The 24,891-nt window shown below is 63.3% G+C and carries 14 protein-coding genes; 2 read left to right on the top strand and 12 right to left on the bottom strand.

The window, feature by feature from the left end; translation table 11 throughout:
• Positions 1 to 7: 7 nt before the first annotated feature.
• Entirely contained in the window at positions 8 to 1,219 is a 1,212-nt protein-coding gene (locus tag HRU82_15270; protein ID QOJ36214.1) for an acetate/propionate family kinase, read from the bottom strand.
• 114 nt (positions 1,220 to 1,333) lie between these two features.
• Between HRU82_15270 and HRU82_15265 the strand changes: the two genes are divergently transcribed.
• Together HRU82_15265 and HRU82_15260 are read left to right on the top strand one after the other, a co-directional pair.
• Entirely contained in the window at positions 1,334 to 1,621 is a 288-nt protein-coding gene (locus tag HRU82_15265; protein ID QOJ36213.1) for a hypothetical protein, read from the top strand.
• 108 nt (positions 1,622 to 1,729) lie between these two features.
• Positions 1,730 to 2,470, top strand: coding sequence for a DsbA family protein (locus HRU82_15260; GenBank protein QOJ36212.1), 741 nt, complete (start codon positions 1,730 to 1,732; stop codon positions 2,468 to 2,470).
• A 133-nt stretch (positions 2,471 to 2,603) separates the two neighbouring features.
• On the opposite strand, the gene HRU82_15255 is transcribed toward HRU82_15260, so the two are convergent.
• The 11 genes from HRU82_15255 to HRU82_15205 form a co-directional block, all read right to left on the bottom strand.
• The gene (locus HRU82_15255; GenBank protein ID QOJ36211.1) at positions 2,604 to 7,487 is read right to left on the bottom strand and encodes a multicopper oxidase domain-containing protein; all 4,884 of its coding nucleotides are present in this window, start codon (positions 7,485 to 7,487) and stop codon (positions 2,604 to 2,606) included.
• Positions 7,488 to 8,032: 545 nt separating this feature from the next.
• Positions 8,033 to 9,463 (bottom strand): sigma-54-dependent Fis family transcriptional regulator, encoded by a 1,431-nt coding sequence (locus HRU82_15250; GenBank protein ID QOJ36210.1) that lies wholly within the window; start codon positions 9,461 to 9,463, stop codon positions 8,033 to 8,035.
• A complete protein-coding gene (locus HRU82_15245) occupies positions 9,439 to 11,472 on the bottom strand; it encodes a HAMP domain-containing protein (GenBank protein ID QOJ36209.1) in 2,034 nt (677 codons plus the stop codon). Before HRU82_15245 ends, HRU82_15250 begins: the two co-directional genes overlap by 25 nt.
• Positions 11,473 to 11,517: 45 nt before the next feature.
• Positions 11,518 to 12,249 (bottom strand): PepSY domain-containing protein, encoded by a 732-nt coding sequence (locus tag HRU82_15240; GenBank protein ID QOJ36208.1) that lies wholly within the window; start codon positions 12,247 to 12,249, stop codon positions 11,518 to 11,520.
• A gap of 1 nt (position 12,250) precedes the next feature.
• Positions 12,251 to 13,060, bottom strand: coding sequence for a DUF4198 domain-containing protein (locus tag HRU82_15235; protein QOJ36207.1), 810 nt, complete (start codon positions 13,058 to 13,060; stop codon positions 12,251 to 12,253).
• 51 nt (positions 13,061 to 13,111) lie between these two features.
• A complete protein-coding gene (locus HRU82_15230) occupies positions 13,112 to 15,625 on the bottom strand; it encodes a TonB-dependent receptor (GenBank protein ID QOJ36206.1) in 2,514 nt (837 codons plus the stop codon).
• A 91-nt stretch (positions 15,626 to 15,716) separates the two neighbouring features.
• Positions 15,717 to 16,709 carry a FecR family protein gene (locus HRU82_15225; protein ID QOJ36205.1) on the bottom strand — a complete coding sequence of 331 codons (993 nt, stop codon included), beginning with the start codon at positions 16,707 to 16,709 and terminating at the stop codon, positions 15,717 to 15,719.
• A gap of 89 nt (positions 16,710 to 16,798) precedes the next feature.
• A complete protein-coding gene (locus tag HRU82_15220; GenBank protein ID QOJ36204.1) occupies positions 16,799 to 17,323 on the bottom strand; it encodes an RNA polymerase sigma factor in 525 nt (174 codons plus the stop codon).
• Between the two features lie 69 nt (positions 17,324 to 17,392).
• Complete coding sequence (locus HRU82_15215) at positions 17,393 to 20,494, bottom strand: multidrug efflux RND transporter permease subunit (GenBank protein ID QOJ36203.1); 3,102 nt, start codon at positions 20,492 to 20,494, stop codon at positions 17,393 to 17,395.
• Complete coding sequence (locus HRU82_15210) at positions 20,491 to 23,604, bottom strand: multidrug efflux RND transporter permease subunit (protein ID QOJ36202.1); 3,114 nt, start codon at positions 23,602 to 23,604, stop codon at positions 20,491 to 20,493. Before HRU82_15210 ends, HRU82_15215 begins: the two co-directional genes overlap by 4 nt.
• The gene (locus HRU82_15205) at positions 23,601 to 24,839 is read right to left on the bottom strand and encodes an MdtA/MuxA family multidrug efflux RND transporter periplasmic adaptor subunit (protein ID QOJ36201.1); all 1,239 of its coding nucleotides are present in this window, start codon (positions 24,837 to 24,839) and stop codon (positions 23,601 to 23,603) included. The genes HRU82_15210 and HRU82_15205 overlap by 4 nt, the downstream gene beginning before the upstream one ends.
• Between the last annotated feature and the right edge of the window lie 52 nt (positions 24,840 to 24,891).

Below are 24,891 nucleotides of genomic sequence, written 5' to 3'. Positions count from 1 at the left end.
CTCGTGGTCAACAACCTGTCTCCAACTTCAGCCACCGGCAGACCGCGCGCGCGATCTGGCTCTCCTCGTCGGTGCGAATGACCCGCACGACGACGGGGCTGTCCGCCGCGGAAATCACCGCCGCTCCGGCTTCGTTCTGCGCTGGATCCAGGCGGATGCCCAAATGGTCCAGGCCTTTGCACATACGCTCCCGCACGACCGGCGAATGTTCACCGATCCCGGCGCTGAACACGAGCTGGTCCAAGCCACCCAGCGCCGCAGCATAGGCGCCGATGCATTTCTTCCCCTGATAACAGAAGAGCGCGACGGCTTCCGCGGCCCGCTCATCCTCCGCCTCTCGGGCCAGCAGATCGCGCAGATCGGAGCTGGTCTCGGAAACACCCAGGAGGCCGGAACGCGCGTTCACCATATCGTGGAACTCCTCCGCGGTCATGCCTTCGGTCTTGGCGAGGTACGCAAAGAGGCCCGGGTCCAAATCGCCGGACCGGCTGCTCATCGGCAGGCCGGCGGTGGGCGTGAAGCCCATCGTGGTATCGATCCCGATCCCATCGCGCACGGCGGCCATGCTGACTCCGTTTCCCAGATGGGCCAAGATCACCCTACCGTGGGCTGCCTCGCGCCCCGCCACCCGTTCCAATTCCTCCATGAGGTAGGCGTAGGACAGGCCGTGAAACCCATACCGCCGCACGCCCATCCGTTCATATCGGCGTGGAATGGCCAGCAGCCGCGCCACGGCCGGAAGGTGCCGGTGAAATCCCGTATCGAAACAGACCACCTGCGGCACCTGCGGATATCGCTCTGTCAGGGATTCGATCAAACCGAGTTCCGCCGGCATATGTTCGGGATCGTAGGGACTGAGACGCTGCAGTTCAACCAACATCTCCGGCGACACCAGCGCAGGCTCCCCATAGCGGTCGCCGCCATGGACGACCCGATGACCGATGGCCTGCACGGTGAGAGCGCGGCCGCTCCGCGCCAGTTGATCCGTGAGCAGCGCCAGGGCCGCGGCATGATCCGCCACCTGAGCGGTTCGTTGCTCGCTCCGGCCGGTCTCCACATCGATGCTGTTCACGAGGGCATCCGGCAGGCCGATCCGTTCGATCCGGCCCGTCGCGATTCGGACCGGCGAGGCCTCAAGGCGAAACAGCGCCCACTTCAGGCTCGAAGATCCGGCATTGATCGTGAGCACCACCGGCATGCCGTCCCCATTGGGGCTCATGCGAGGTCCCTGTTCATTTTCTCAAGATAGTGCGGGCGCCCAGTCAGCGCAACCGGAAAATCCCGGTCCTGATTTGCCGGTTTCGATCGCCGTTGTAGCGCGCTACAATACCGCATGCTGTCCGAACTCCTGAGCGTCATCCTGTCACTGGCAAGCCCGACCGCTTTGATCGCAGCGCCGACAGTCTCCGAGAGCGCGCTTCTCGGCGGCACCATCGTCGCAATCGACCAGGACACGCTGCTGCTGACCATCCGGATGCCGTCGGGGGAATCGCGCGCCCTTCCGGTCACCGAGCGCCGGCTGCTCCAGCAGCTCAGCGTCGGCGATCACATCGCGTTCGAGCTGAACGACGAGCAGCACATCGTGAAGATCCTCAAACTGCCCGTCGACCCGGCCAACTGACCGGTATCCGCCTCGACGACAGAGATTTCTGTATACTCCCTCCCTCGTTCACTGAAACGCGTTCACCTGGCACCATACGGAGGCCGAATGATATTAGGCAGCGGTCGCATGCGTCTTTTCCTCGCCGCCTCGCTCATCACGACGGGGCTCGCCTTTCCTTCTCCTTCGAACCCGGCTGACCTTCCTGACGACGCCGTCACCAGACGCGCGCTGGATCACTTGATCGAGCAATACATCCGCGCTCACCCGGACGTGATCGAACAGTCGCTGCAAGCGCTGGAAAATAAACGTGCGGCGGAAGAGCAACAACGACAACAGGCCGCCCTCGCCCGGCACCAACAGGAGTTACTGCATGATCCGGCCTCGCCGGTGAGCGGGGACCAATCCGGCGACGTGACGGTGGTGGAATTCTTCGACTACCGTTGCGGCTACTGCAAAAAAGCGGCCGGCGCATTGACGCAATTGCAGCAGCAAGATGCCCATGTGCGCGTCGTCTATAAGGACTTCCCGATCCTCGGGGAAGCGTCGGAGTTGGCCGCCAAAGCTGCGCTCGCGTCGGTGGTGCAAGGGAAGCACCGCGCCTTCCACGAAGCCCTGCTGGGCACGAAGCAGGACTTGACCAGGGAGACGCTGCTGCAGATCGCCCGTGACGCCGGCCTTGATGCGGAACGGTTGGAACGAGACATGGCGAAGGAGGAGTGGCAACAGACCATCGACCGGAACCGACGGTTGGCCAAGGACCTCGGCATCAACGGCACGCCCGCCTTCATCGTGGGAGACGATCTCATCCCCGGCGCCCTGGACCTGAAGATCTTGCAAGACTTGGTCGCGCGCCGCCGAGCGCGATGAGCGGGCAGGAGTGACGGGCTTGCGGCTGAAAACACAACTGCGGGAGAACCGTGAGGCCCTCCCGCAGTCTGGTGATTAGGACCGGCACTGCATCCATGTGGCGGCGCCTCGTGCGAGGCGCCGCCCTCACCACTTACCGAACGGCGTTCGACGTTCGGGTGACCATGGTATCACCCGAGCCGGACTCCGCCCGCTTGACCGAAGGGGCCTGCTGGCTCAGCGGGAGGATCCGCTGATCGTCAACCGGCAACACCTTCAGCAAGCCCCACTGCCCGGACTGGGCATAGGGCAGCCGCTGGTTGCTCCACACGTAGTCGCCCGGCAGACGGAAGCTGCCACCGGCGGCCGGGATGAAGGCATCCAACGCCTCGGACGCGGAGAACTCCACGACGCTGATCTGATCGGCGCCGCGCATGAACGGCTCGATGGGCCATTCATGCTTCTCCACGCTGAACATGCCGTTCTGCTCGTTGCTCGCACCGAACACATGGATGCGCACGGGATCTCCCGCATGCGCCTCGATGAGCGGCGTGGCAATGCTGTCCGGCTTGTCCACGGAGCAAGGCTGGAACACCTTGCCCAGCGTGCAGCCGTTGGCTTCGCGGAACTTATAGGGTTCCGAGCGATAGTTGACGGCCGTCAAACCCGCCGTGTTCTGCACGTAGGGCATGAAGCTGGTGCCGATGATGTTGTCTTCATCCTGGAAGAACAGGGCCACATCGCGATAATTCTGGCGATGCTCGTAGCCCTGGATCGTGCGATCGACGATGACATCGGCGACCCAGCTGTTCTTCGTGGAGATGTCCGCACCAGTCTTCGGATCGCGATAGGTGGCCCCCTTCGGGCCGATCACGATACCGCCGAACAACCCGTTGCGCGGATTGGTCATCACGTTCCCCCAATCCCACACCAGGGAGGCCGTTTCCCCAAGGAAGGGATCGGCGTAGTACGTGTACACGCGGCTCTCACCCGGGGCGACGGTTTGTTCGCCCGGATTGTTGCCGACGTTTGCCCCCTGAGAATCCTTCGGATCGAAGGCCAGGCCCAGCGCCGAGAAGGACGCCCGGCCCTGCTTCATCTTGTTGGTCAACTTGACCTTCAAGCAGTCTCCGACGTTCGCCCGCAACGTCAGCGGCATCGGCTGCAGGCCGGACGCCACCGCCGCCACGTCTTCCTCCAACGCATAGATCTTGGCGTCGGGGTTGACCATCTGGATGGTGCGTTCGAAGTCCACCTCGATGGCATCCGGCGCGTTCGGATTCAACTTCATGGACGGGAAATCCAGTGCCACGACGTTGAAGTTCTTCACCGGCGCATCGGCGGGGCAGACCGCCAAGGCCTTCGGAATCTCGTTGCGGCCGCTGTAGCCGGCCGGCAACTTCTGTAGATCGGGCGTTTCCTTATCCAGCACGCGCACGATGCCCCAGGCGCCTTCCGAGAACTTCGACGAACGACCGTTGAAGTGGATGTAGTCGCCCGCCTGCAATCTCGGTCCGCCCGCTTGCGGCACTACCAGGTCGTACCGCTCGGCGATCCCGACATGGATGGAGTTCTTCCGGTTCGCATCGCCGGCATACCGCTCGGTCAGATAGGTATGGCCGGACAGCGTCCAGACCATGGACTCGTTGGTCATGGTCTGCAACAGCCGGAACACGATGGTATCGCCCAAATAAGCCCGTAACATCGGCGTATAGGGATCGCCGTGCACGGTGCTGCTGAACAGCTTCGACGGATCCGGGTTGGCAATCATTCGGCCGGAGATCGGCTCCGCCCGGAAGTTCAGACTGCCGCCCGTCGTATGCGTGCCGCCGTTCAAGAACGGCATCGGCGTCATCTTGATATGGTCCGGAATCGGGAACGAAATGGTCTTCCCCGCTTCCAAGGCCACTTCCACCGGCTGACCCGGGGGGTTGCCTGCCGTCACGATGTTGATCGTGTGCGGCACGCTGTCGTTCAACTGGACCATGAGTTCACGGAAGCTGCCGTTCACGCCATAGCCCACCGGCTCCACGGTCCGGATGTCCGCCAAGGGACCGCTCCGGATCGGCGCACCGGTCTTGGGATTGTGATAGGTCGACCCCACCGGCTCGATGATCATCGTGCCGAATCCGCCGTGGCCCCACGTCACCCGGCCCAACGCATGGTCGTGCCAGAACACGGTGCCGACATCCGAATCCACCCAGAACCGCTGCCGCACGAATTCGACCGTCACGATGTCCTTCACTGGGTGGTCGTTCTTCAGCGGACGATAGAGGGTGATCTCGTTGCCCTTGATGGACTTGACGCGGCCGATCTCATTGCCACCGACGTTGTCCGCCCCGATCAGGATCTCCACATTCGGGTGATACTGCGCGGCATTCTTGACGGTGATGACCCGGTCGCCCTTCTTGGCGGCCTTGGTGAACACGGTGTTCAAGGGCATCGGCAAGCCCTTATCCACTTTCTTTTCCAGCATCGTGAACGGACGCACCGACTGCTCGTACGAGAAGCCGGTGATCACACCGTCCGACGACTGGTTGTCGAACTGCAGGAAGTGCCAGTGCGTGTTGACCTTGGAAGAATGGAAATTCGAGTGGTCGTCGTCTTCCCATTCGCTGGTCAGCATCCAGTCGATGCAGTCATAGATGTTCGACCGCACGACCAGCGGATACTTCCGGTCGTTGTTCTTCCGGACTTCCGCTTCTTCTTCGTGCAAGACATAGATCAACCCGCCTTCATCCATGATGGCCGGCGTGTCGCCCTGCTTGTCGGCCAACATCATCGGCGTGTGGATGAAGTGCACGTTGAACTTCTTAGACCCGGCATTCTCCGGGCACATGCTCCAGCGCCCGTTCTCGCCCGGCTTGGCCGGATAGGAACTCGGCAAGCCGTCCTCGTCGAGGTGGATCATGTCCAGCCACGGCGACGGATTGTGATTGTTCGAGAACGCCACACGCCGGCCGAAGTGCGGCTTCAAGTGCGGCCAGGACACCTTGCCGGTCGCCGGCTCGAAGATGATCGGCAGGCGCTCTCCCGGATGGGCCGATTGATAACGCGGATTCGGCACCGTGTTTTCACGTTCGGTCATGGCGCGGTTGCCCTGCCAGACCCAATCCACCACGCTCGCATCGTAGGCCAGGGTCTGCCCACGTTCGTCGTCCTTGTGTCCGGGTTTGCCCTGCGGCGGGAACTGCATCTCGACCCAATCCTTGATGGTCACGATGGCCGGTTCCGCCTTCCAATCGCTCTTGCCCTTCTCGATGATCTTGAACTGCTTGCCGAACCAATCGACGGTCTTGCCGATCAGCTCGTCCGAGGTCACGCCCACCTTGATCCGGCCCTTGCGGTCCGGCAATTCCAACAGGTCCGGCATCACGTCGTTATGATGCGCGCCCTGCTGAATGGTGTTGTAGACCCGCCAATAGCCCCACATGCCCGCGATGTAGTGATGGGCCACGTGGCAGTGGAACAGGAAGTCGCCCGCCAGCTGCTGGCAGAGACCGGAGCCGCACTCGGTCTCCAGGTCCATGGTCTCGGACGGACCGATGACTTCCACGTCGACACGGTCCGACTTGGTCCGGATCACCGGGTATTTCACCGGGCCGTTCTTGGCCGCATGCCACAGGGGCATTTCATCGATGGCCCGCGGGCTGCGCGGCCAACGGATGGAGCCGCCGTGCGGATGGTGCGAGTGGAACACTTCGGAGCCGCCGTGCACCAGCCGGAATTTGGCCGGGTCACCGAGGTAGCTGCGAGGAATCGTCGTAGCCGGATCGCCGAAGGTATAGGCGCTGTAGGCCATCGACTCGTCCTCGAAGCCGAAGTATTCGTGCTGCGTTTGCATGTTGTCGACGCCGAACGGTTCGCTGCGGTAGTTCAACGCACGGGCCACCGGGCGATAGACGTCGGTGAGCGGGTCGCGCTGCGGGATGAAGTCGCCCTTCTTGTTCAAGGGGCGGAAGGCCTCATCGCCGACCTCGTGATAGAACAGCACGAACTCACGGAAATCCGGGCCCGAGCCGTTCTTGATCATGACTTGCCAGCCGCTCTTCGCAAGCTGCGGCTCGCCGCTGCCCAACGGCTCCAGGTACTCGGATCCCTTCGGCTCGACCACGAAGGTGCCGAAGAGTCCCATCACGGTCAATTCACGGTCGTTGCTGTAGGAATGGAACTGCCGGCTGCCCTCCTGCTGCGTGGGCGGGATGTACCATTCCATCTCTACGGCCTTGCCCTTGGCGGCGATGCTGTCCGGATTGGTTGTCGTAGCCGGTTGACCCGTCGCCGACATGACCATGCTGGAGCCGTGGATGTTCAGGCTGACTTCTTCCTCACCTTCCAATTGGTTGCGAAGCGTGAGCTTCACACAGTCGCCCTGGTTGCCGCGGATGACCAGCGGCTGAATCCACTGGCTCTGCAGGCCGTTCTTCACGGCGCCCGGATCATATCCCTCTTTCTCACGGGCGTCCCGGTTGCGTGTCTCTTCCGCCCGGACCTTGTCGATGTTCTCCGTCAGCACGTACATGTAGCCGGGATAGTAGTCGAGCCACATGTTGAGGGAGATCTCGACGTTGATCGCGGAGACGTCATAGGCCCGCACCGGCGCCGTCGCCGGACACCGGCCGCCGCCGGTGGAGACCGGCTCGGCCCCGCTGTTCGACATCAGGAGAATGTCCTGATTGCCCGCGCCGTATTGGTGCAGCATGTTGACGTTGTTGTACTGCCCACCTGTCCGCTGCACTTCGGCGTCGTGCACCAACTGCTCATTGATCTTCTCCATGATGCGCTGGTGCTGGCGCTCCATCATGGCCGTCCGCTCGACATGCCCCTCCTGGGCATCCTCGATGATGGTCTGCCCCTTGAGTTGCTCAGCCCAAGCTGGTTGGCTGTGGGCCGTCGCGTGCAAATCCGCCGGCGCCGCCGACGCGATTGAAAACACGCCGAGACAGACCGAAGGCAGCATCACGCCCAACATGTACCGTAGGGCTGCGCGCGCCTTCCGTTGCTTCATCTTCCGAGGTCCACTTCGTCCCGATCTCATTGACCTACCTCCTCTTGAAACCATAATCGCTTCCCTGCAGAACGACGTGCGTGGTGCAGGCTCGAAGGGAGCCTGCACCGTCATAAGGTGGAACGCTCAGGAGGCCGGTCCTTCAGGCCCACTTATGATGTTCGCGGCAGCCGCGTGGCCTCCACAGGCACAGGCCCGCCATGGCCCGCGCCTAGGAACGCGAAGAAACCAGGAAGCGACGATCCGACCACGCACCTGCCGCTGCACGTACAAAGACGGACGGGGACTGAGCAATTTTCGTTCCTTTTCGCCACCATCAAGAATGGCAATGAATGTGGGATTTTTGGAGTGAATTGAAACGGTGACATGAAAAAATGGGGCGCAGACGCCCCATTAAAATTCCGCATGATCGCGAAACAGATTGAATTTGCTGGCAGGTGCGAGGTGTCCTAGAAATTATCCCGATGGGACAGCGACGCCCCATCGACAGAGGAAGCGGCAGCGGCGTAAGCGGCATCGTGAACGCACACGGTGAGGCGTGGCAGGAAACGGTGCGCGAACATACGACGCGTGAGCTAGAAGAGCTCGCGCAGTCCGTGCTTCTTGACCATCCGCTCGATGGTCTTTCGATCGACGCCGGCCTCCCTCGCGGCCCGCCCCATGTGTCCGTCATGCCGCTTGAGGAGGTCAATCAGGAACCCGCGCTCGAAGGTCGTGACCGCAACTTGCTTCGCATGTTTGAAGGAGCCCGGTTCGGCGGGCGCCGTGTCTTCGGCCCCATTCGCCCTGAGCCGCTCAGGCAAATGGGCGCGGGTAATCATCGGCCCGTCGGCCAAGACCGCCGCCCGTTCGATCACGTTTTGCAGTTCACGCACGTTTCCAGGCCAGCCGTAGGCCGAGAGCAGGTCGCTCGCATCCCGATCCAATTCCGGGACCGAGGTCGCCATCGCACCTTGCTGCCGGATGAACCGCCGGAGGAACTCACGCGCCAGCAAGACGACATCCCCCTCGCGCTGACGAAGCGGGGGCAGGGCGATGGGAATGACATTTAGGCGATAGTAGAGGTCTTCTCGAAACTCGCCGCGACGGCAAGCCGCCTCGAGATCCTGGTTCGACGCCGCGATCACCCGCACGTCGACGTCCATGAAGCGAATGCCGCCCACCCGCCGAACTTGCCGTTCCTGTAACACGCGCAGGAGACGCGACTGCAGGGTCTGGCTCATCCCGCTCACCTCGTCGAGGAACACGGTCCCGCCGGCTGCGATCTCGAACAGGCCAGGTTTCGAGACGTGGGCCCCGGTGAAGGCCCCTTTCTCATGCCCGAACAATTCGGATTCGAGCAGCGTATCCGGCAACGACACGCAGTCCACCGGAATGAAGGGACGATCGGCCCGCAGGCTGGCGTCGTGAATGGCATGGGCGACCAATTCTTTCCCCGTGCCGCTCTCGCCGTAGACCAAGACGTTGGACGGCGTCGGGGCCACTTTTTCGATCAAATCGAAGACCGACTGCATGGCGGCGCTCTCGCCGATCACCCGCGCCAATCCCGCATGGCGGGACTGCCTCGATTGACCGGCCAGTCCTTCCTCCCGCGTTTCCGCCTCGTTCGCCGCCCGCTCCGCCTTCACGGCCTGGCCGTCCTCGCCGAACGCGCGGCGCGCCACCTGTACGAGATCCGCGCTCGTAAACGGCTTGGTGATGTAGTCGAACGCCCCGTACCGCATCGAGGTCACCGCAGTCTGCACGGTGGCATGAGCCGTCAACAGCACGACCTGCACGGCAGGATCGAATCGCTTCGCGGCCGTCAGCACTTCGATGCCGTCCAAAATCGGCATCCGCAGATCCGTGAGGATCAACCCAGGGCGTTCCCGCTGAATCACGTCGAGCGCGCGAACCGGATCGTTTTCGGTCAGACAGTGATAGGGCACGCGGCTCAGAATGCGGCGACAGTTTTCCAGCGCATCTTGCTCGTCGTCGACGATCAAAACTTTTCCTGCAATCCCCATGGTACTCCTTCATGAGCGGGGGCTCCGCAGCCCACCGCAGGTAAGTACACGTCGAACGCCGCGCCGGAGGACTCGTTCCGCACCTCGATACGGCCACGGTGATCCGACACGATGCCGTAACTCAGAAATAACCCAAGCCCCGTGCCCTGGCCGGCCGGCTTGGTCGTAAAGAAGGGGTCGAAGATTCGATCGAGGATGGTCGACGGCACACCGGGACCGTTGTCCGAGACGCTGATACGCACCCAGTCCTCTCCTTCCACCGTCAGCCGTTCCGTCCGCAGGGTCACCAGGCCCTGGTTCGTGAAGCCGACCACTGCGTCGATGGCATTGTTGATCAGGTTGAGCAGCACCGTCTCCAACCGGTCTCGATCTCCCATGGCCGGCGCGAGTTCGGGCGACAGGTGCGACTCGATGCGGACCGACAGCGTCGCCACCCGTTCGCCCGCCATCGCCACACAGGTCCGCGCCACGCAGTTCACATCGAGCGGCTTCAAGGTCGAGACCGTGCCGCGCGAGAAGGTGAGAATGCTGCGGGTCACCCGCGAGATGCGCTCCGCCTGGGTGCGGATCGCCACCAGGTCCCGGCTCACGTCGTCGGGCACCTGCGTCTGCGCCGCTTCCGCCTCCATACATTCGATCCGGTTTAAAATGATGCCGAGCGGATTGTTGATCTCATGGGCGATGCCGCTCGCCACCTTGCCGAGCGTCGCCAGTCGTTCGGACAGCTCCAACTTCCGCATCTGGCGGGTAATTTCCGCCGTCTTCTCTTCGACACGGTGCGTCAGTTCCGCGTTCAAGGTTTCCAGTTCTCCACGGGAGGCCTGGAGTCGGTCCGCCATGCGATGCACGGCCACGGCCAGTTCCTCAAACTCATCCCCCGTCCTGATATCGAGCGGGCCATCGTAGGTACCCTGACTGATCGCTTCGACCCCCGTCTTCAACACCTGGATAGGCCGCGCGATACGCGCCGCGACATACCGTCCCATCGCCCAGAGCAACCCCAACATCACGACGCCGATGAGGGCCAGGTTCCTCAGCTGATCGCGAATCGGCGCGTAGGTTTCTTCCGGTTGCTGCCGCACGAAGACGTGCCAGGAGGTATCCGGCAGGTTCAGGCCCGTGACCGGCGCATACCCCACCACCGTATCGGTCGCCCCGTGGCCGTCGTCCTCCGCGATTTCCCACCCCGGATCCGAGGAGACGATCTTGGCCATCAACTGGCTGGGAATCCGATGCGCCCGTCGCGGCAGGATAGGACACACGAGGGGCTCGCCGGCCGCATCGAACAGCATGGCGTGGCCGGTCTGCCCGATGCGGATTTCTTTGATCATCGCAAACAGCGAGTCAAATCGGTAGGATGCCTTGATGGCGCCGATGATCGCATGCTGGTGGTCGTCCAGGATGGGAACGGCGATATCGATGGTCTCCTCAGGCGTCCGGAAGGAGCCTTCCTGCCCGGGAATCACGCCACTGACATAGACTCGGTCCAGTCCACCGCTCTGTAACGCTTCCCACCAAGGTTCCTGGCTGAGGAAATAATGGTCCGGCTCCGAGCTGGCGGCGACCAAGGCACCGTAGCGGTCGGTGATCAGCAGCCCGACCATCTTATCGCCGTCCCGCACCTTGGTTTCGAGGAGAAAACGGGAGAGTTCGGAATTCAGCAGGCGGGCGGCACTCTCACGACCCTTTTCCCATTCCTGCGCCCGCGCCTGGATGAGGCGCTGTGTCTCGGTCCATTCGCCCGGATAGGAGAGATTCGCGGCTTCCACCGGCTGGCGCACCCGCAAGGGCGCGGAGGCAAGGAGGCGTACCCCCTGCACCTGGCTCTGGACGAGCATGGTCAGCCGATCAGCGGCCTGTTCGGCGATCGCTTGGAAATTGCCGCCGATCACGTCGCGCAGGGACCGCATGCCGGACATCGACGCCAGCACCAGGCCGATCACCAGCGGGATGCAGCCCACCAGCACGATGGCGAGCACAATACGGCCCTTGATGGTGCGAATCGTCACGCCGGCCTCCCGCGTGACATTCTAAACAAGAGATAAAAGAAAACGCTACAGCCTGGCCCGGCGCGCCCTGGCACGATGGAACCCCCAGAGCAATAGGCCGGAGAGGCTCATGAAGAGCATCGGGACTCCGGGAATGTTGAGCAGGGTTTTTTCAAAGCCGAAAAAGTTCAACTGGTGCAACTGCATGACGGCAAAGTGGACCCTACGCCACCGCCCTTCGTCTTCCAGGATTTCCCCGGTCTGCCGGTCCAGCACGATCTCCGTGGCCTCGGCATCATCGAACCGGACGCGCACGGCATCGTAGACACGTTTCTTCTTTCGCGGCTTGTACCGCTCCACCTCCACGCCCAGCACCGGTGCCGGCGTCGGCACATATTGCGCGGCGATCACCGGCGCCAACTCCGGCGCGATCGGCGACAACCGTTCACCGGTCATGGCATCCACCAGCAGAATCACCGGCCCGCCCTCGGCCCGCACCTTCACTTCATAGAAGAGCCGCCCGAAATCAGCGCGGAGGACCGCCTGCTCGACGACCGCCCGTCCCTCGACAGACGACGCCGCCAACGCCAGCGCGCGATCGAGCGGCACCTGCGCGGAATCCACCGGCGGTCCTGCGAGCGGATGCCGCTTCTCCTTGTACCGTTCGTCCCAATAGAGAAACTTGGCATCCGCCCAGAGCAGCCCGGTCACGAGCGACAGGAGGAAAAACCCCACCGCGCCTATGCTGACCCAACGATGGGCCTGCCGGACGAGACGTTCGGCCCCTGCACGGCTCACGTTACTCCGCCCTCGAACGCTCAGCCTTCACCTGCAGGGACAGGGTGCTGCGATGCCGAACGGCTTCGTACGGCTTCCCTTGAAATTCCCCCGGCGTCGGTTCGACCTGTACGACTTCGAGGACATACCGCCCCGGCCACAGCGGGGTAAAGGCCAGGATACCTTCGGCGTCGCTCTTGAGTTCCTTGTCCCAGCCGTTGGGCGCGTGTACCAACACCTGCGTGTTCGGAAGCGGCTTGCCCTTGAAGACCGCCTTGACGACGATCTCTCCACCAGGAGCATGGGTCATGCGCCCCGTGGCCAGGCTCAGCCCCTTGGTCAGCGGGATCAGATCGAGGTCCATCGGGGCGACCGGTCCACGCTCATGCTCGTTGATGCGCCCCTCTTCCACACACAGGAAGGACGTTCGCGCGTAAAACATCGGCTTCACCACACCGATGTCATACTTACGCAAGTCCTGCACCGGCACCTGGGCCTGTTCGGCCAGCACGGCGTTGGGGCCCGGTGTACAGGCGGACAGGGAGCCGGCAAAGTGATTGATCTGCTTGGTCAGGGACACGTCGGTTCTGCCCTGCTTGGCGTGCTGCACCCGCAAGGTCACGCCATCGATCTGATCCAATCGCCCGCCTCGCTCCTCGCGCAGGAGCTCGGCGTACTCACCGAAATAGATCTTCAGCGGCAACCCCGCATCCGCCGATGCAGTCGCCTCCGTCTCGACCCAGACGAAGTGCGCCCCGGCGGGAGACGCAATCACCCCACTCCCCATCGCCACGATGCTCCACAATCCAAACATCAATCTCGTCCCCATCATGATCCAGACTCCTTGAGAAAAGGGGCCGTGCGGCCCCGTTGATCCGACCGGTTAAAACCTCCAGGAGAAGCCGCCGTAAAAGTTTCGGATTTCGCCCGGCTGGATGCCGATGAAACTTCCGGTCGTGCGTTGTGCGATGAACGACTCGTCGGTCAGGTTGCGCACACCGGCAAACAGGGCCCAACGCGCCTTCGGCGGTGCGTAGTTCAATCGCAGGTTCCAGATGGTGTAGGACGGAATCGCCCCGTTGGTGCCGAGGGCATTCTCCACCTGAGTGTTCGCCCCGTCGGTGAACTGCTGCGCGATGAACAGCGCATCCGCCTCGATCGAGGCGCCGGTCGGATGGTAGTAACCCACCAATCCATAAAAGGTCATGCGCGGCGCATAGGGCAGGTCCTTGCCGTCCGTGGCGCCGGAGAGCGATTTCGGCCGGAGCAGCGTGATGCTGCCCCTCGTGACGAACCCTTGCAGCGGGCGCACGATCTCCCCCCAGTCGAGGTGGAGCGTGCTTTCGATACCTTCCTGCAAGGTCTTACCCGCGTTGACGAACTGACTGCCCTGCTGCACGATTTGGTTGCTGAACTCGGCCCGGAACAGCGCGAGTTCTCCGCTCACGCCCGGTAGGATGGTAAAACGAACTCCGATGTCGGAGCTCAAGGCCCGCTCAGCCGACAAGTCTTGCGCCGTGCCGCTGGTCGGATCGACGGCATTGGCGAAGGTCGGCGGACGAAACGTGGTGTGCACGTGCCCAAACAACAGACTGTCCGGTGTGAGTTGATACTTGACCCCCGTGCCATAGATTAGTCCTTGCGTGGTCTTATAGCCCTTGAAATTGCCTCCCGCCGGAGGGACCGCATTCATGGTCTCCCGACTCTGGTTCACCTGCTCCCAGCGGATACCCGGAGAAATGGTCAGCGCTTCGGTCAGCCTGATGGCGGTCTCCGTGTAGGCCGCATAGGCCACCGATTCGAGGTCGGCATTGTTCGTCGTACTGCTGATTTTTGAGCCGGCCGTGCCGACGCCCCTGATGTCGGTCAAGCGTTCGGCATGGTAGCGGAATCCGGTGGTGATCCTTTGATCCAAGCCGAAAAGGGAAAAGGTGAACTGGTGCTGCGGCACCACGCCGAACACGTTAAATTTCCGCAAAAAATTGGTGCTCGTCTCGAGCAGCGTTCCATTGGCGGCTTGATCCTGGATGTACCAATTCCGCTCGAAGACATTGCCGTAGACGAGAACCTTGGCCTGGTTGTGGGCATTGATCTCCCGCGTCGCCGTGAGATCGATCGCTCCCCGCTGCCCCTTGAATTCATCCAGCGGTTTTCCCGCCAGGGTACGGTCGTTGCGATACTGCGTGGGGGTGAGGCTGCCCGGCGTCTGCGTCGTTTCCTCGTACCAAGAGATGTTGGCGGTGATCCTTGTGCGATCGTCCGGATTCGCCTCGAACCGCATCGTGAAATCATCCAGCTGGGACGCGCTCCGCTGCCGGAAGCCGTCCGACTGGCGACGGAGGTAGCCCAGTTGCGCGCCGAAGTTGCCGAAGTACCCGCCGTACTGCGTGTCGGACTGAAAGAAGTTGAAGCTGCCGAAGGTGTTCGTCGTAGAAAACGTCGGCGTCGCGGGGATGCGTTTCCGAATGAAATTGATCAACCCGCCTTGAGTGTTGGGCGAGTAGAGCACGGAGGCGCCGCCCTTGATCACTTCAATATGGTCGATGCGCTCGATCGGCACCATGTAATACGTGGAAGCATCCCCGAACAGGGCCGGCTGAATCGGCACATCGTCCAGCAACAGGAGGATGTTCTTGCTGCGCCGCGGATCCATGCCGCGGATGCCGATGTTCGGCCGCAACCCTTGGCCATACTCATCGAGCACGTTGACGCCGGGAATCCGGCGCAACATTTCATCCGCATTCTTGGGGCGCGCGCGCTGAATTTCCTCGCGGGTGACGACATTGACCGTGCCCGCAACCTCCTTGACCGCTTCCTGATCCGGCAGATTCCGCTCCTGCACATCCAACACGATGATTTCCGGCACCTTCACGGGCCTGGCTCCAGTCGAAGCAGGCTGGTCGGGCCCAGTCGTCGGTGCCGCCGACGCAGTGCCGTTCGCCGTCAGCACAACAGGAACCGCCGTGCGTCTGGCCCGTTCCAAGGTCACCGTATCGGCCGCCGTGAAGCGGAACGACAGGCCGGTTCCCGCCAGCAGCTCCGACAACGCCTCTTCCGGCGTATAGGTCCCGACCAGTTCGCGCGAGGTCCTGCCGGCCGCCACGTCGTCGGGAAAACTCACTTGGAGCCCCGATGCCAACGCAAAATCGCGCAACGCCGTGTTGAGGGATTGAGCCGGAATCCGATAGTGCCTTGTGGCTTGAGACTCTGTCGTTCCATCGGTCTGGGCGAAGGCGGTCGTCGCCAAAAGACTGAGCATCACGATCGCGACGCCCCAGCGCCTCCACCACTCGCCCCCTCGTCGCTCCGCCGCTCCACCTCCACGCGCCCCTCTCTCCATGCCAGCCTCCAGGGTGTCATGTTCACAGGCCATCAAGACGCGGATGTCCGCATCCATGAAGTCCTCTCTGTGCATGAACGTATGAGGAGGGAAAATTCCCCCCTCGACCGAGGTCGGGTATGCGCAAGAACAGAAACGACGGTGAGGGTCAGCGAATGATGATCACCCGGTCCGTCAGTCGGACCAGATGAATCGGGAGGGTATCGGCCAACGTCGCGACGATCTGCGAGGGATCGGAGAGGTTGTAGATGCCGGTGACCGGCAAGGACCGTAGAGCCGAATTCCAGACGAAGATAGCCCCATGATGGTAGCGGGCGAGTTCCCGCACCACCTCGGCCAAAGGCGTTCGTACGAATACCAGACGATGCTGCAACCAGGCTGCGTCGGCGGCGGCATCGACGCGGACCACCGACCCTGCGCCGTCCGGCTTCATTGATACCTGATCGCCTGCGGACAGACGAAGAACCTCGTCCTGGGGCCGCGCGCGATCCGTGACCTGCACCGATCCGTTCAGCACGGTCACCCGCACATCGTCGCCGTCGGCTCGGACCACAAATTGCGTCCCCAGGGCCGTGGTTTCGACGCCGCGGCTCCCCACGGTAAAGGGCCGATCGGGATCAGGCCGGACGGCGAAGGAGGCTTCCCCTCGCAACAATTGCACGATCCGCCGATCCGAATGGTAGCGAACGGCAATGGCACTGTCGGTATTCAGCGTGACGATCGACTGATCCGACAACGTCACCGCCCGTTGCTCCCCGACGCCCGTGCGGTAGTCGGCTCCCAGCCTGGCCATCAATTCCTGCCCGCCGAGCGCCATCACGAGGAGCAGACAGGCGGCCACAGCCGCCGTCCCCCACGCAGGCCACCACCAACGGGCTGGCCGGTGCTGCCGATCGACGGCGGCCAGGCTCTGCGCGGCGGCGTACCCCAGCTCCGGCGCATCCCACAAGGCCCGGACTTGGCGGAAGGCACGGGCGTGCGCCGGACTTTGCGCGCACCACCCCTCCAAACGTCGCCGCTCGGCTTCGGAAAAATTTCCGGCCGCCTGCCGCACGAACCAGGCGGTCGCCTCTTCCCTCAATCGACGATCCGGCGATGGCTCGCCGAAGGATGGCTCCGAACGGTGGTCTTCAGATCGCATGGGGCCTACGGTGGAGATGCACGCCGAATCTGTCCGAGCGGTCGCCTCACTATATCCTCTTTCGCCCGACGTGTCAGCCCGCGCCGTTCCTATAAAACAGGCACGTCCTTGGAAGGCAACGCATCTTGGCAGCAGGCCATCGCCCGGACGAGATGTTTTTCGACGGCGCGCTCTGAAATCCCCAATCGCGCCGCAATCTCCTGATAGGAATACCCCTGCACCCGCCGCATGGCGAAGACGGCCCGCGTCCGTTCGGAGAGCGTGGACAATGCCCTCTCCAACATCGCCACCACCTGCTTGTCGTGCGCCTGGGCATCCACCGCTCGCATGTCGGTGGGCACCTGTTCGGCATCTTCCAGCGGTGCCTGCCGTCGACCGCGAAATTTTTGTTTGCGGAAATGATCCAGCGCCAGGTTGGTGGCGGTCCGGAACAGAAAGGCCCGAGGAGACGAAATGACCTGGGAGGTGGGGACATCAGCAAGACGGATGTAAGCCTCCTGCGCGAGATCGGCCGCCGTTTCTCGGCACCTCACCATCCGCCGCAACATAGCCAGAAGATCACGCTGGTGTTCGAGAAACAACCGCTCCAAATCGAGGGAAGGCAAGGTATCCATGCGGGGGGCAGCGTAGAGAAGGGAGCCCGAAAAGAGAATGATCGGATTCCAGAAGCGGCAGGCCGCCCGTCAGGCGGCAGGATGGAGAGAGGCGGCCCGGATCCGCGCCCAGCGCAACCGGAGGCGATCGAGGAACAGGTAGACGACGGGCGTCGTATAGAGGGTGAGCACTTGGCTCACCAGCAGGCCGCCCACGATCGCAATGCCGAGCGGACGCCGCAACTCCGACCCCACCCCCGTCCCCAGCGCCAGCGGCAAGGCGCCCAGCAGGGCCGCCAGGGTGGTCATCATGATGGGCCGGAAGCGCAACAGGCAGGCTTCGTAGATGGCCGCTTCCGGGCTCTTCCCCTCGCCGGCACGTTCACTCTGCAGCGCGAAATCGATCATCATGATCGCGTTCTTCTTCACGATGCCGATCAGGAGCATGATGCCGATCAAGGCGATCATGCTCAGCTCCGTCTTGAAGAGGAGCAGGGCCAACAAGGCGCCGACGCCGGCGGACGGCAGGGTCGAGAGAATGGTGATCGGATGGACGTAACTCTCGTACAAAATGCCCAGCACGATGTAGACCGTGACCAATGCGGCCAAGATCAGCCACGGCTGATTGTCGACCGACGACTGAAACGCCTTGGCGGTGCCTTGGAAGGTTCCGCGCACGGCGGCGGGAAGATTGATCTCGTGCATGGCCCGGTCGATGGCCTGCACCGCCACCCCCAGCGACACCCCCGGCGCCATGTTGAAGGACAGGGTTACCGCTGGAAACTGTCCCTGGTGGTTGACCGAAAGGATCGTGTTCGTCGGTTCATAGCGCGTGACGGCGCTCAAGGGCACCTGCCCCCCGTTCGGCGCGCGCACGTAGATGTCGTGCAACGCCGCCGGATTCTGCCAGTATTGCGGCGCCACCTCCATCACCACGTGGTACTGGTTCAGCGGCGTATACATGATCGAGACCTGGCGCTGCCCGAACGCATCGTAGAGGGTGTCGTCGATGAGCTGCGGACTCAGCCCAAGCCGCGACGCCGTGGCGCGATCGAACACCACCAGGGATTGTTGGCCACGGTCCTGCTGGTCGCTGTTCACATCGACCAGTTCGGGCAGGGTCCGCAACTTGGCCTCCACGATCGGCGACCAGGTGTTGAGTTCAGCCAGATCCACGCTCTGCAACGTGTATTGATATTGCGCGCTGCTGGCGCGCCCGCCGATGCGAAGGTCCTGAATGGGCTGCAGGTACGTCGGTGCGCCCGGCACCTTGGCGAGTTTCGGTCGCAGCCGCGCGATGACCTGGTCGGAACTCATCCCGCGTTCTTCCAGCGGTTTCAGGGCGATGAACATCCGGCCGGTGTTGGTGGTCCCGGCATGGCCGCCGCCGCCGGTAAACCCGGTCACGGTGGCTACGGCGGGATCGCTCTTGATGATGTCGACCACCTCGGCCAGCTTGTCCCGCATGGCCTGAAAGGAAATATCCTGCGCGGCCTGGATGTTCCCGAAGAGCCGGCCGGTGTCCTGCTGCGGGAAGAATCCCTTGGGCACCAGGATGTACAGGTACACGGTGAGCGCCATGGTGGCCAGCGTCACGGCCAACATGGTGCGCGGATGCCGCAACACCCAGCGCAGGCTCGCGGCATACCCCCGCCGCATCGCCTCGAACAGCCGCTCGCCGGCACGAGCCCACCAGCCCTGGTGACCGGTGCCTTCCGCCGGCAACACCCGCGCACAGAGCATGGGAATCGTCGTCAGCGACACCACCAGCGATACCAGGATCGCCACCGACAGGGTCACGGCGAATTCCCGGAACAGCCGCCCGAGCATGCCGCCCATGAGAAAAATCGGAATGAACACCGCCACCAGCGAGAGGGTCATCGACACCACCGTGAAGGCGATGTCCCTGGCGCCGCGCAAGGCCGCCTCCATCGGCGGCACCGCCTGTTCGCGATATCGCGTGATGTTCTCCAGCACCACGATCGCATCGTCCACCACGAACCCGGTCGCGATCGTGAGCGCCATCAGCGACAGGTTATCGAGGCTGTAGCCGCAGAGGTACATCACGCCGAACGTCCCGATGAGCGACACGGGCACCGCCACGCTCGGGATCAGGGTGGCGCGAACGTTCCGCAGGAACAGAAACACCACCAGAATCACCAGGCCGACGGAAATGAGCAGCGTCCGTTCCACATCGTGGAGGGACGCGCGGATCACCGGCGTCCGGTCCATGACGACCGAAAGGGAGATGCTGCCGGGCAGCGACGCTTCCAACTGCGGCAATCTCGCCCGCAACCGATCGACGGTTTCGATGATGTTGGCGCCCGCCTGCCGGTAGATGATGACCAGCACCGCGGGCGTGCCGTTGGCGACTCCCATGGTCCGCAGGTCTTCGACGGAATGCTCGACCGTCGCTACGTCGGACAGCTGGACGGCCCGTCCGTCGCGATAGGCCACGATCAGCGGCAGGTAGTCCTCGACCTTGTGGAGTTGATCGTTGGTGCGGATCTCCCACGTCCGGTCGTCGCGCGTGAGCTGCCCCTTCGGCCGATTCACGTTCGTCGCGGCGAGCGCCTGGCGCACCTCCCCCAGGCCGATGCCGTACTTGTTCAAGGCGGTCGGGTTGAGGTCCACGCGGATGGCCGGAAGCGAACCGCCGCCCACCGCCACCTGCCCCACGCCCTCCACCTGCGACAACTTCTGCTGCAGGATGCTCGACGCGGCATCATACATTTGGCCGCGGGTGACAAGTTCGGAGGTCAAGGCCAGGATCAGGATGGGACCGTCGGACGGATTCACCTTGCGATAACTGGGGCTCGTCGGCAGATTCGACGGCAGATCGGCCCTGGCGGCATTGATCGCCGCCTGGACGTCGCGCGCGGCACCGTCGATATCGCGATGCAACTCGAACTGCAGCGTGATGTTGGTGCCGCCGATGGTGCTGGACGAGGTCATTTCCGTCACGCCCGCAATACGGGTGAACTGGCGCTCCAGCGGCGCCGCCACGGACGAGGCCATCGTCTCCGGACTCGCGCCGGGCAATGAGGCGGACACGTTGATGGTCGGGAACTCCACCTGCGGCAAGGCAGCCACCGGCAGGTACCGGAAAGAGACGAGCCCCACCAGCAGGACAGCGATGGTCATCAGCATGGTGCCGACGGGGCGCCGGACGAACGGGGCGGAGAGGTTCATGGGCGACCTGCGGAAGCCAACGCCTCGGCGGTCGGCGCCTCAGGGGCACGCCGCCGGAACCGCGCGGCCAGCCGGCCGAGCGCCAAGTACACAACCGGGGTCGTATAGAGGGTCAAGAGCTGGCTCAGGATCAAGCCTCCGATGATGCTGATGCCGAGGGGCCGCCGCAATTCCGACCCCACCCCAGATCCCATCGCCAGCGGCAGAGCGCCCAGCAAGGCGGCCATCGTGGTCATCATGATGGGACGGAATCGCAGGAGCCCCGCCTCATAAATCGCCTCTTCCGGCCGCTTCCCGTCGGTCCGTTCGGCGTCCAGGGCGAAATCGATCATCATGATCGCGTTCTTTTTCACGATCCCGATCAGCAGGATGATGCCGATCAAGGCGATGACGCTGAACTCCATCCGAAACAGGATCAACGCCAGCAACGCGCCGACGCCGGCCGACGGCAGCGTGGAGAGAATGGTCAAGGGATGCAGATAACTTTCGTACAGGATGCCCAACACGATGTAGACCGTCACCAGCGCGGCCAAAATCAACATCGGTTCATGTTCGAGCGAACCCTGAAAGGCCTGCGCCGCTCCCTGGAAACTGCCGCGGATGCTCGCCGGCAACCCGAGTTCCTTCGTCACCTGCCGGATCGCTTCCACCGCCTCACCGAGCGACCCCCCCGGCGCGAGGTTGAAGGAAATCGTGACGGCCGGAAATTGGCCTTGACGGCTGATGACCAGCGGCGCGGTCCCCTCGGCGACCCTGGTGAACACGTTCATGGGCACCGGCCCGCCCGCGCCCCGCACCTCTAAGGCCTGCAGCGCCTCCGGCCCCTTTTGAAATTCCGGCAGTACTTCCAGGATCACGCGGTACTGATTCAGCTGGGTGAACATCGTAGAAACCTGCCGTTGCCCGAAGGCATCGTAGAGCGTGTCCGTGATGAGCTGCGGCGTGATGCCCAGACGCGACGCTGTATTCCGGTCGATCGCCACCACGGACGCGAGCCCTCGGTCCTGTTGGTCGCTGCCGACATCGCGCAGCTCCGGTCGAAGCTGCAGCGCCTCCAATACCTTGGGGGCCCAGCGGTTCAACTCCTCCGGGTCGGCATCCTCCAACGTGTATTGGAACTGGGTGCGGCTCACGCGATCCTCGACCGTGAGGTCCTGGACCGGCTGCAGGTGCAGGCTGATGCCGTCCACCTCGCCGGCCCGCGCCTCCAACCAATGGAGCACCTCGTCCAGGGGCGGCCGTTGGTCCAGCGGTTTCAGATTGAGATAGATCCGGCCGCGGTTGAGGGTGCTATTGACGCCGTCCACCCCGATGAACGAGGAGAGGCTCTCCACGGCCGGTTCCTCCAAGAGCGCGCGCGCCAAGGCCTGCTGCCGTTCCGCCATCACGGGGAATGAAATACTTTGCGAGGCTTCCGTCATGCCCAGCAGCACCCCCGTGTCCTGCAGCGGGAAGAAGCCTTTCGGAATGAAGAGGAAGAGCAGCAGGGTGGCGGCCAATGTCGCGCCGGTCACGAACAGCGTGGCCCGTTGACGTCGAAGGACCCAACGCAGGCTCGCTCCATACCAGGCGATGATCCGGTCCAGCCAGGCCTGCGCAGCCTGCGACAGCCTGCCTGGTGTCCTGTCCCGCCGCTCGCGCAAGAGCCGCGCGCACATCATCGGCGTGAGCGTGAGCGAGACCAGCGCCGAGATGAGGATCGTGATGCTCAGCGTCACAGCAAATTCGCGAAACAACCGTCCCACGACGTCGCCCATGAACAACAGCGGAATCAAAACCGCGATCAAGGAGACGGTCAGCGACAGAATCGTAAAGGCGATCTGCTGCGAGCCCTTGAGCGCCGCCTGGAACGGACTGTCGCCCCGCTCGATGTAGCGCGCGATGTTCTCGATCATCACGATCGCGTCATCCACGACGAAACCAGTCGAGACCGTCAAGGCCATCAAGGTCAGATTGTTCAGGCTGAAGCCCATCAGGTACATGAGGCCGAAGGTGCCGATCAGCGACAGCGGCACCGCGGCGGCGGGGATCACGGTGGCGGAGAGGGAGCGCAAGAAGAGGAAGATCACGAAAATGACCAGCCCCACGGCCAGCACCAGTTCGGCCTGCACGTCCCGCACGGTGGACCGGATGGAAGTCGTGCGGTCGGTCAACACCACTGCCTGCACCGCCGCGGGCAAGGTCCCCTGCAACTGTGGCAGCAGCCGTTTCACCCGGTCGACCACCTCGATCACGTTGGTACCGGGTTGCCGTTGGATGTTCACGATGACGGCAGGCTGCTCGTTCATCCAGGCGGCCTGCTTGGCGTTCTCCACGTCGTCGAGCACCTCGGCCACTTCGGAGAGGTGCACCGGTGCGCCGTTGCGATAGGCCACGATGAGGGCCTTGTACTCCTTGCTGGTGAAGAGCTGATCCGTGGCGTTGATGATCGAGGCGCGGCGCGGGCCGTCGAATCCGCCCTTGGCCTGGTTGACGTTAGCCGCGGCGATGGCGATGCGCAGGTCTTCCAGCGTGAGTCCGTAGGCGGCCAAGGCTCGAGGATTAGCCTGCACCCGCACGGCGGGCCGTTGCCCGCCGCTGATGCTCACGAGCCCGACGCCCGACAACTGCGAGATCTTTTGCGCGAACCGCGTTTCCGCCAGGTCCCGCACCTGGGGCAAGGGAAGGGTCGCCGAGGTCAGGGCCAAGGTGAGGATGGGGGCGTCGGCAGGATTGACCTTGTTGTAGACCGGCGGCGCCGGAAGGTCGCGCGGCAGGAAGGTGGCCGCGGCATTCATCGCCGCCTGCACTTCCTGTTCGGCGACATCGAGGTTGATGTCCAGGCTGAACTGCAGTGTGATGACCGAACTGCCGCCCGAACTGGTGGAGGTCATCTGCTTCAGCCCGGGCATTTGCCCGAACTGACGCTCCAGCGGAGCCGTGATGGAGGAGGTCATGACGTCCGGCCCCGCACCGGGGTAAAACGTCGTCACCTGAATGGTTGGATAGTCGACTTGCGGAAGGGCCGACACCGGCAGCTGCCGATAGGCGACGGCACCGGCGAGGAGGATCGCGATCATCGTCAGGACCGTGGCGACCGGCCGTACGATGAAGAGCCGCGACGGGTTCACGTCCGCTTCCCTGGCCTCGCCCGCTCGGCCCCTGGAGCCGGCTGATCCTGTCCGGTCGGCAGGGCGCCGGCCGCGGGCCGCAATTCGATCTTGCTGCCTTCGCGGAGTTTCTCGGTGCCGTCGACCACCACCGATTCCCCCGCCGCCAATCCCTGCTCGATGGCGCTGTCTTCACCCTGCACCACCCCCACGGTCACGGGCCGCACGCTCACGGTCTGGTCCTCGTTGCTCACGACATACACGAAGGTCCCCTTCGGCCCGCGTTGCACGGCGGCGGAAGGCACCACCGTAGCGCCTCGTTTGACGTCCAGCAGAAGGCGCGCGTTCACGAACTGGTTGGGGAACAGTTCCCCGTCGTCGTTGGGGAAGACCGCCTTCAAACGGACGGTCCCGGTGGTCGGATCGATCTGGTTGTCGACGGTCAGGAGCGTGCCGGTCGCCAGCTTGCGTTTCTGCTCGCGGTCGAACGCTTCCACAGTCAACTGCCGATCGGCCTTCAACCGTTCCATCACGGCAGGCAGATGGTCCTCCGCCAGCGTGAACACCACGGTGATCGGCTGTAACTGCGTGATCACCAGCAGGCCGTTGGGATCGTTGGCCCGCACGATGTTGCCCGCGTCCACGAGGCGAAGGCCGATCCGTCCGTTGATCGGGGCGGTGATGCTGGAATAGGTCAGCTGGAGCTTGGCATTGTCGATCTGCCCCTGGTCGGCCCTGACGATCCCCTCATATTGCCGCACCAACGCTTCCTGCGTGTCGAGTTGTTGCTTGGGGATGAAGTTTTGCTTGTGAAGGTCCCGGTACCGCTCCAGATCCAGCTGGGCATTTTTCAATTGGGCCTGGTCGCGCGCCATCTGCCCCTCGGCCTGGATCAGCTGAACTTCGAAGGGGCGCGGATCGATTTGCGCGAGCAGCTCGCCGCTCCGAACCTGTTGCCCTTCCTTGAAGAGCACCCGCATCAGTTGGCCGTCCACCCGGCTCCGCACCGTGACGGTATTCAAGGGAATGACGGAGCCCAGGCCGTTCAGGTAGATGTTGATGTCGCCGGTCCTCGCCGTGGCCGCCACCACCGGCTGGCTCCGCGCCGCCGCAGCCGGACGCTTGTCCCCGCCGCGCGGTTGCGCCTCGCCGGGCCGCGACATCATGGCATAGACCCCCACGGCAAGCAGACAGGCGGCCGCCAAGCCGATCAACCAGCGTTTCAAGAGCGTGGCAAACCGTACCGATTCAGACATATCGGCATCATACCCTATTCACGGTCAAACCAGCAGTGGGATGTCGCGATCG

Source organism: Nitrospira sp. (assembly GCA_015709715.1).
Taxonomy (GTDB): Bacteria; Nitrospirota; Nitrospiria; order Nitrospirales; family Nitrospiraceae; genus Nitrospira_A.
This window is presented reverse-complemented; position numbering and strand designations above follow the sequence as displayed.

Coding starts and splice junctions, on each gene's coding strand:
- HRU82_15270 (QOJ36214.1), bottom strand. CDS start 1,219: ATGAGCCCCAATGGGGACGGCATGCCGGTGGTGCTCACGATCAATGCC.
- HRU82_15265 (QOJ36213.1), top strand. CDS start 1,334: ATGCTGTCCGAACTCCTGAGCGTCATCCTGTCACTGGCAAGCCCGACC.
- HRU82_15260 (QOJ36212.1), top strand. CDS start 1,730: ATGCGTCTTTTCCTCGCCGCCTCGCTCATCACGACGGGGCTCGCCTTT.
- HRU82_15255 (QOJ36211.1), bottom strand. CDS start 7,487: ATGAGATCGGGACGAAGTGGACCTCGGAAGATGAAGCAACGGAAGGCG.
- HRU82_15250 (QOJ36210.1), bottom strand. CDS start 9,463: ATGGGGATTGCAGGAAAAGTTTTGATCGTCGACGACGAGCAAGATGCG.
- HRU82_15235 (QOJ36207.1), bottom strand. CDS start 13,060: ATGATGGGGACGAGATTGATGTTTGGATTGTGGAGCATCGTGGCGATG.
- HRU82_15230 (QOJ36206.1), bottom strand. CDS start 15,625: ATGGATGCGGACATCCGCGTCTTGATGGCCTGTGAACATGACACCCTG.
- HRU82_15225 (QOJ36205.1), bottom strand. CDS start 16,709: ATGCGATCTGAAGACCACCGTTCGGAGCCATCCTTCGGCGAGCCATCG.
- HRU82_15220 (QOJ36204.1), bottom strand. CDS start 17,323: ATGGATACCTTGCCTTCCCTCGATTTGGAGCGGTTGTTTCTCGAACAC.
- HRU82_15215 (QOJ36203.1), bottom strand. CDS start 20,494: ATGAACCTCTCCGCCCCGTTCGTCCGGCGCCCCGTCGGCACCATGCTG.
- HRU82_15205 (QOJ36201.1), bottom strand. CDS start 24,839: ATGTCTGAATCGGTACGGTTTGCCACGCTCTTGAAACGCTGGTTGATC.